We start from the raw sequence: 8,044 nt of genomic DNA on the forward strand, positions 1-8,044 counted from the left end.
AGCGGCCCAGCCCGGAGTGGGAACCGGAGGGGCGACAGATCGGGTTCAGTCCCCTTCCCGCGGCGGCGCCTGCTCCTCGACCTCTCGGGGACGCGCCCGGAAGAGGGCCCGCGCGAGCCCGGCCACGCCGAGCCCCACAGCCAGCACAGGCAGCAGCCACAGGACGTTCAGGTCCCACGAACCGCTGCCCCAGACGACGAACGCGACCGCGAGTCCGAGGAACAGCAGCCCCGCGACGAACGACCCCCAGTCAGTTCTGCGCTTAGCCATACTGGACCTCCACCTTCCCGAGCACCATGTCGGTGCGTACGTTGATCACGGGCACCTCGTCCTGGACCGATCCCTCCCCGGTCTCCTCTGTCTCCCCGGTTTCCCCTGTGTCCTCCCGCCCGTCGGCGTCCTCGGCCGGTCCAGCGGACCCCGTCGGTTCGAAGGTCTGCTCGTACGTGACGGACATGCCGTTGCGTTCCTCGCTCCCGCCGTCCGGGGCCGGCGCCTCGACCTGGCAGCACCTGACCTCCGAGACCACGTTGACCCGTGCGTCTTCGGGGAGCACCAGGTCCAGGTGGCCCACGTCCACCCGGGCCGCGACGTCCACGCTCTCTCCCGGTTCGAGCCCGGCGGCCAGCTCGGTCAGGTCCAGCGTCCCCGACCCCGCGTTCAACCGCATGTCACCGGACTCCGCCTCGGCGACCGTCGCGGGCCGCCAGTCGCCGTCACCGATCCGCGCCGCGGTGACGTCGACCGAGGCCACCAAGACGGCGGCCAGCACCGCGAAGGTCCCTAGGGGCATCAGCCCGCGCGGGTTGCCCGCCCAGGTCCCGACCAGTGCGAACAGGCCGATGACCGCCACCGCCGCGGCCATGAAGAACGGACCCGTCTCCGGGCCGAACAGCAGCTGCGTCGAGCTCATCTCCGCCAGGGAGGGGTGCACGTACTGCGCCGACACCCCCACCACGATCGCCATGACGACCACGGTCCACAGCGCGTGGGAGGCCAGCGGCGAGGCCTTGCGCGTCCGGTGCCGGTGGCCGGTGTACGGCTCCCGGTCGCGTTCCTTGCCGCCCTCGTCCCCGCCTTCCTCCTCGTCGTCCTCTTCTTCGTAGTCGTCGTGGTCGTCCGTGCCGAGCGACGTCCGCTCCGACACCACCGCCAGGTCCACCGGGCCCTGCGGGGCCGAGGCCCACGGCTGGGCCGGGTTGTAGTAGGCGGCGGTCGGCTGTGGAACCGGACCGGTGGGCGGCGGTTCGTGTGTGGCGATCTCCGACCGCAGGGCCAGCAGCGACGCGCGCAGGTCCACACCCCGGTTCCGGGCGGTGAGCAATCCCAGGACCAGCGGAATCGCCAGGACCAGCGTTCCCCAGCCGAAACCCCCCACCAGGCTGAGCGCGGTGGCGGCGGCCAGGCCCAGCGTCAGCAGCTTCACCGCCGTGTGCGGCGGGATGCTCCGGTTCAGCAACTGCTCGAAGGTCGCGGGGCTCCCTTGGGGGTCGCGCATCAGCATCCACGCGGCGATGTACAGCAAGAGGCCGACACCGCCGGCGAACGCCGTCAGCGCGAACGCAGCGCGCCACACGACGGGGTCGATCCGCGTGTACTTGCCCAGCCCGGTGCACACCCCCGCGAGCACCCGGTGGTTGTCGTCGCGGCGCAGTTCCGGACCGGTTGGCGCGGTACCGGTGGCCGGACCCTTCGAGGCCTGGCCCCCCCGGGCCCCTTCCTCAGCGGCACGGTCCTCCCCGGGGGCGCCGTGCGGCGCCTCACCGTCAGTCATACGCGCTCACCACACTTTCCTCATGGAACCATCGTGACCGCTGGTGCGTCCGCAGGGAATCCGGGACGACCCTGAACCCACCCTGACCGGGACACCAGGGCAGGGCCAGGGGCAGGTCCCGATGCCTTCCGGGGGTCGTTCGAGGCATGCTGGGAAGCATCCAGGACCAACGTGTGCGACGGGGAACTCCGATCGCGCCCAGACGAAAGCGGTGATCGGGCGGTGCCAACGACAGCCGTGGAACCCCCGAGGTTCACCCGAGCGGTCGACGGCAGACTCCTCGGCGGTGTCGCTTCGGGAATGGCCCAGCACTTAGGCCTCGACCCGGTCGTGGTCCGTCTGGCGTTCATGGCCCTGTCCGTCGGCGGTATCGGTGTGGCCGTCTACGCGGCCCTCTATTTCCTCGTTCCCCAGGAGGAGGCGGCGAAGGAGGCCGTCCAGGTCGAGGACGCCAAACGCAAGGGCCGCGACATCTCCCAGCTCATCGCCTATGTCGGTCTCGCCCTGGCGCTCGGGATGCTCGCCATGATCTTCGGCGGCGTCTTCGACCCGCTGCTGTGGTTCGTCATCTTCGGTGCGCTCGGCGCCACCGTCCTGTGGCAGCAGGCCAACCCGGCCCAACGCGACGAGTGGATGAGCAGCACGGTCAGCAGCACCGTCAACGGGGCCCGGCCCAAGAGCATCATGCGCACCGGTGCCGGTGTCCTGCTCGTCGTCATCGGGGTCATCGGCTTCCTGATCTTCCAGGAGCAGCTCCAGGAGGCCCGCGCCGGGCTCACCTTCGCGTTCACTCTCATCGCGGGGATATCGCTGATCGCGGCCCCTTGGATCATCGGGCTCATCCGGGAACGCGACGCCGAGCGACGAGAGCGCATCCGCAACGCCGAACGCGCCGAACTGGCCGCGCACATCCACGACTCCGTCCTGCACACCCTCACCCTCATCCAGCGCCGGGCCGAGGACCCGCGCGAAGTCCAGCGCCTGGCCCGGGTCCAGGAACGCGCCCTGCGCACCTGGCTCTACCAGCGCCCGGCCGACGCCGATACGACGGTGACGCCCGCGCTGGAGCGGGTGGCGGCCGAGGTGGAGGAGGAACACGGTGTGCCCATCGAGGTGGTGAACGTCGGAGACGGCCCCATCGACGACGGCATCGCAGCCATGCTGCGCGCCGCGCGCGAGGCCATGGTCAACGCGTCCAAGTACGCGCAGTCCGACAGCATCTCGGTCTTCGGGGAGGTCGACGAGGACGAGGTCCTGGTGTTCGTCCGCGACCGGGGTACGGGATTCGACCTCGAAGACATCCCCGAGGACCGCATGGGGGTACGCGGCTCCATCATCGGCCGGATGGAACGCCACGGCGGCACGGCGCGGATCCGCACCGAGCCGGGCGAGGGCACCGAGGTCCAACTCCGCATGCCCCGCATCAAGGACGTGTAGCGCTACCGGATGGTGAGCTGCCCGTCGGCGTGGAGCCGCACCTGATCCGGGCCGAACGGCGCTACCTGTTCCGGGGTGTTCGTGGGTAAGGTCCAAGGTGTGGGAGAAGAGAGCACGACCTTCAGTGACGGAGACGCGGTCCCCCGCGTCGTGATCGTGGACGACCACCGGCTCTTCCGCAGCGGTGTGCGCGGTGAGCTCGGCGACGCCGTCAACGTCATCGGCGAGGCCGGGGACGTCGACAGCGCCGTGCACGTCATCGGTGAGTCCCTCCCGGACCTGGTGCTCCTCGACGTCCACCTGCCCGGCGGCGGGGGAGTCGAGGTACTGCGGCGCGTCCTCGCCCAGCACCCGCAGGTCCGATTCCTCGCCCTGTCGGTCTCCGACGCCGCCGAGGACGTCATCGGAGTGGTGCGCGGCGGCGCCCGCGGCTACGTCACCAAGACCATCTCCGGCAAGGACTTGGCCAACGCCATCGCACGGGTCGCCGACGGGGACGCCGTGTTCTCCCCGCGCCTGGCCGGCTTCGTGCTGGACGCCTTCTCCGCCACCGACGCGCCCCCGGTCGATCCCGAGCTGGACCGCCTCACCCAGCGCGAACGAGAGGTCCTGCGGCACATCGCCCGCGGATACGCGTACAAGGAAGTGGCCAAGGAGCTGTTCATCTCGGTCAAGACGGTCGAGACACACGTCTCCTCCGTCCTGCGCAAGCTCCAGCTGTCCAACCGGCACGAGCTGAGCCGCTGGGCCACCGCCCGCCGCCTGGTCTGAGCCGGGGGCGCGGGAAGGGTCAGCGCAGGGCGTCGAGCATCCGGTCCAGGAACTCGTCACCGGACACCGACGTGACCACGCGGGTCCCACGCCGCTCGTCCGCGCTCGGACGCGGGCGCAGGTCGGCGACGGTCATGCCCCGGGTCAGCCCACCGGTCAGCTCCACGCGGACCGGCGCCGTGTACGCCTCGGTCACCAGGTGCGGGTCGATCAGGACCGCGGCGGCCAGCGGGTCGTGCATGGCGCACTGGCGGACACCGAAGATCCCCTTGTAGAACTCGGCGTAGAAGTCCAGGAACGCTGAGGTGTGCCGCGCGCGCTCGCCGGGAACCTCCTTGAGCCGGTCCAGCCACGCGCCGGTAGCCACCGTCTTCATGGTGATGTCGAGTGCGATGAGGTCCAGGTCGAAACCGGCCGCGAAGACTGCCTCGGCCGCCTCCGGGTCGTTGGCGATATTGGCCTCCGCGTGTGAGGACACGTTCCCGGGCGCCTGGACGGCGCCGCCCATCACCACGAGCCGCCGCACCAGCTCCGGCAGGCGCGGTTCCAGCCTGATCGCGAGCGCCAGGTTGGTGAGCGGGCCGACGGCCAGGACGTCGATTTCGCCGGGGTACTCCCGGGCCGACCGCACGAGCAGCTCCGCGGCGGATTCCGCCACCGGTGCGCGTTCGGGTTCGGGCAGCTCGACATCGCCCAGGCCGTTGTGTCCGTGGACGTGCCCGGCCAGCTCGGGCTCCTGCACCAGCGGGCGCGCGGCGCCCACTGCCACCGGAACGTCCGGACGGCCGTACAGCTCGAGCAGGCGCAGGGCGTTCCGAGCGGTCACGTCGACGGCGTTGTTGCCGAACACCGCGCCGATCCCGGCGATTTCGACCTCCGGTCGCGCGGCCAGGTAGGCGAGCGCGACGGCGTCGTCGATCCCCGGATCGCAGTCGACGAACACACGCATGGACTGTCGGTCAGCCAAGACCGGTCTCCTCCCGATAAGGTTACGGACCAGTGAGGGGAAAGGGCTCAACTGGTAGGAAACCAGACTAGAAGGTCTCCGGTACCTGACGTGGACGCGGGCATGGACAGGACGAGGGTGTGGGCGCCGACAAGGCATGGACGGTGGTGTCGCCGGTCGGCCGTAACCTGGTAGGCGTGTCCTCCCAAGAGCAGCTTCTCGAAGGTCTGAACGGTCCCCAGCGCGATGCGGTCACCCACGCCGGCGCCCCGCTCCTGATCGTGGCGGGCGCGGGATCGGGCAAGACCCGCGTCCTCACCCACCGCATCGCCTATCTGCTGGCGGAACGCGGGGTACGCCCGGGCGAGATCCTGGCGATCACGTTCACGAACAAGGCCGCGGCCGAGATGAAGGAGCGCATCCAGGGCCTCCTCGGCACCCGCGCGGCCAACACCATGTGGACGATGACCTTCCACTCCGCGTGTGTTCGGATCCTGCGCAAGGAGGCGCACCGGCTCGACTATCCGAGCAGCTTCACCATCTATGACGCCGCGGACTCGCAGCGCCTGATGCAGTTGGTCTGCAAGGAGATGGACCTGGACCCCAAGCGGTTCCCGCCCAAGTCCTTCAGCTTCCAGGTGTCCAACCTCAAGAACGAGCTCATCGACTACGACACCTTCGCCGAGCAGGCCCAGACCGAGCAGGAGAAGAAGCTCGCCGAAGCCTACAAGCTCTACCAGCGCCGCCTCCACGAGGCGGGCGCCATGGACTTCGACGACCTGATCATGATCACGGTCAACCTGTTCCAGATGTTCCCGGACGTAGCCGAGTACTACCGCCGCCGGTTCCGGCACGTGATGGTCGACGAGTACCAGGACACCAACCACGCCCAGTACACGTTCGTCCGTGAACTCGTCGGCGCGGCCGAGGACCCCGACACCGCTGTGGTTCCGCCCGCCGAGCTCTGCGTGGTGGGCGACGCGGACCAGTCCATCTACGCGTTCCGCGGCGCGACCATCCGCAACATCCTGGAGTTCGAGCGCGACTTCCCCAACGCGCGCACGATCCTGCTGGAGCAGAACTACCGCTCCACGCAGACCATCCTGTCCGCGGCGAACACGGTGATCGACGGGAACGAGGGCCGCCCGGCCAAGAACCTGTGGTCGGAGCAGGGCGAAGGCCCGAAGATCACCGGTTACGTCGCCGACAACGAGCACGACGAGGCCGCGTTCGTGGTGGGCGAGATCGACCAGCTCACCGACGACGGCGTGGTCAAGCCGAGCCAGGTCGCGGTGTTCTACCGGACCAACGCCCAGTCGCGCGTCTTCGAGGACGTGTTCATCCGGACCGGCCTGCCGTACAAGATCGTCGGGGGTGTGCGCTTCTACGAGCGCAAGGAGATCCGCGACATCCTGGCCTACCTGCGGGTGCTCGCCAATCCGGAGGACACGGTGAGCCTGCGCCGCATCCTCAACGTGCCCAAGCGCGGTATCGGTGCCCGGGCGGAGGAGTCCGTGGAACTGCTCGCCGCCCGTGAGCGCGTTTCGTTCGCCAAGGCGCTGCGCCGTGTGGATGAGGCACCGGGTATCGCGACCCGCTCGGCCAAGGCGATCCGGAGCTTCACCGCTCTACTGGACGAGCTCGGCGAGAGCGTTCCCGGCAGCACCCCGGCGGAGGTCGTCGAGGTGGTGCTGAGCAAGACGGGTTACCTGTCCGAGCTGACCGAGTCCAAGGACCTCCAGGACGAGAGCCGGGTGGAGAACCTCGAGGAGTTCGTCGACCTCGCCAGGGAGTTCGAGCACACCTTCGCCGCGCTTCTGGAGGAGGAAGACGCACTGGAAGGTGAGCCTGGGAGCGAGGGTGAACCTGGGAGTGCTGGTGGGCTCGGCGACGAGTCCGGAGGTGCGCCCGGGGCTGCGTCCGCGGGGGAGGAAAACGAGGGGATCGATCCCGGTGCGCCGACCCTTGTCGACTTCCTGGAGCGCATCGCGCTGGTCGCCGACACGGACCAGATCCCTGAAGAGGACGACGACGGCGGGGTGGTCACCCTGATGACCCTGCACGCGGCCAAGGGACTGGAGTTCCCGGCGGTCTTCCTCAGCGGGATGGAGGACGGCGTCTTCCCGCACACCCGCACTCTGGGGGACAAGACCCAGCTGGAGGAAGAGCGGCGGCTGGCCTACGTGGGCATCACGCGGGCTCAGGAACGGCTCTACATCAGCCGTGCCGCGGTGCGGAGCGCGTGGGGGACCCCCTCCTACAACCCGGCTTCGCGGTTCCTGGACGAGATCCCGTCCGGCCTGGTCGACTGGCGTCGCGCCGAATCAACCCTCGCCGCCCCGCCCAGCCGCAGCATCGGCGGCCGCGTCGGCGGTGGCGGCGGTTTCGGGAGCACGTTCGGCGGCGGGAAGAAGGCCGCGAAGGAGGCGCCCACGCTGAGCGTCGGCGACATGGTCAACCACGATTCCTTCGGTATGGGACGCGTGCAGCTGGTGGACGGTGCCGGGGACAAGACCAAGGCCCGGGTCGACTTCGGAGCCGACATCGGGGAAAAGGACTTCCTGGTCAAGTACGCGCCGATCGAGAAGCTCTAGGGCCCTGGGCCGCACTGTAATCCCGCTTGAACTGGGGTTGTGGCCGGTGGTGGTTACCGGGTGGGTGCGGATCGAGTGCCGACAGAGTGTGGGCGGAGCGCGGGTTGGGGACGCTCCCCAGCGGTGTACCGAGCATGTGTAAGCCAGGACACCGCAGCGTTTTCCCGAAGTCGTCACGAGCACTCCCTTGCGGGGGTAGAGTTGGGGCAGACCGAGCGAGACGAACGCGGTTTCTTCCGCGGGCGGGCCGGTCTCACTCTCTCCACTCAGCCGAGATGGTTCGGGCACTGCCCGGAGCATGTAAGCTCGGGGAGTTGCTTCAGACGCCGGGCGGAAACGCAGGGCGAAAGAAGCAGAACGAGTTTCTTTAGCTCGATCAGGTTCAACACCGAAAACGCCGATTTGGCGGGGTGCGGAACACCTGATAAAGTAAAGAACACAAAGAAGCGGAAACGCAGACGCCTTCCACGGAAGAGCAGCCAGGGCGAGAGTTCAGGCGCTTGTACGGGAAGAGTGATTGTT

At 68.9% G+C, this 8,044-nt stretch carries 7 protein-coding genes; 3 read left to right on the forward strand and 4 right to left on the reverse strand.

Annotated features, from left to right (window positions below; translation table 11 throughout):
* Positions 1-45: 45 nt before the first annotated feature.
* Positions 46-270 carry a hypothetical protein gene (locus ACYVD1_RS18030; RefSeq protein ID WP_460773912.1) on the reverse strand — a complete coding sequence of 75 codons (225 nt, stop codon included), beginning with the start codon at positions 268-270 and terminating at the stop codon, positions 46-48.
* A complete protein-coding gene (locus tag ACYVD1_RS18035; protein WP_460773915.1) occupies positions 263-1,774 on the reverse strand; it encodes a PspC domain-containing protein in 1,512 nt (503 codons plus the stop codon). Before ACYVD1_RS18035 ends, ACYVD1_RS18030 begins: the two co-directional genes overlap by 8 nt.
* 222 nt (positions 1,775-1,996) lie before the next feature.
* Here ACYVD1_RS18035 and ACYVD1_RS18040 point away from each other — a divergent pair, with 222 nt between their 5' ends.
* Both ACYVD1_RS18040 and ACYVD1_RS18045 read left to right on the forward strand, forming a co-directional pair.
* Positions 1,997-3,211, forward strand: a complete 1,215-nt coding sequence (locus tag ACYVD1_RS18040; protein WP_460773917.1) for a PspC domain-containing protein — start codon at positions 1,997-1,999, stop codon at positions 3,209-3,211.
* A 99-nt stretch (positions 3,212-3,310) separates the two neighbouring features.
* Positions 3,311-3,982, forward strand: coding sequence for a response regulator (locus ACYVD1_RS18045; RefSeq protein ID WP_460747754.1), 672 nt, complete (start codon positions 3,311-3,313; stop codon positions 3,980-3,982).
* A 19-nt stretch (positions 3,983-4,001) separates the two neighbouring features.
* Here ACYVD1_RS18045 and ACYVD1_RS18050 read toward each other — a convergent pair whose 3' ends face one another.
* Complete coding sequence (locus tag ACYVD1_RS18050) at positions 4,002-4,931, reverse strand: nucleoside hydrolase (RefSeq protein WP_460773948.1); 930 nt, start codon at positions 4,929-4,931, stop codon at positions 4,002-4,004.
* 194 nt (positions 4,932-5,125) lie between these two features.
* Here ACYVD1_RS18050 and ACYVD1_RS18055 point away from each other — a divergent pair, with 194 nt between their 5' ends.
* Positions 5,126-7,522 (forward strand): UvrD-helicase domain-containing protein, encoded by a 2,397-nt coding sequence (locus ACYVD1_RS18055; protein WP_460773919.1) that lies wholly within the window; start codon positions 5,126-5,128, stop codon positions 7,520-7,522.
* 266 nt (positions 7,523-7,788) lie between these two features.
* Here ACYVD1_RS18055 and ACYVD1_RS18060 read toward each other — a convergent pair.
* On the reverse strand, positions 7,789-8,044 hold a 256-nt coding region (locus tag ACYVD1_RS18060; protein ID WP_460773923.1), incomplete at its 5' end, for a hypothetical protein.

The sequence above is a fragment of the Nocardiopsis nanhaiensis genome (assembly GCF_054778635.1).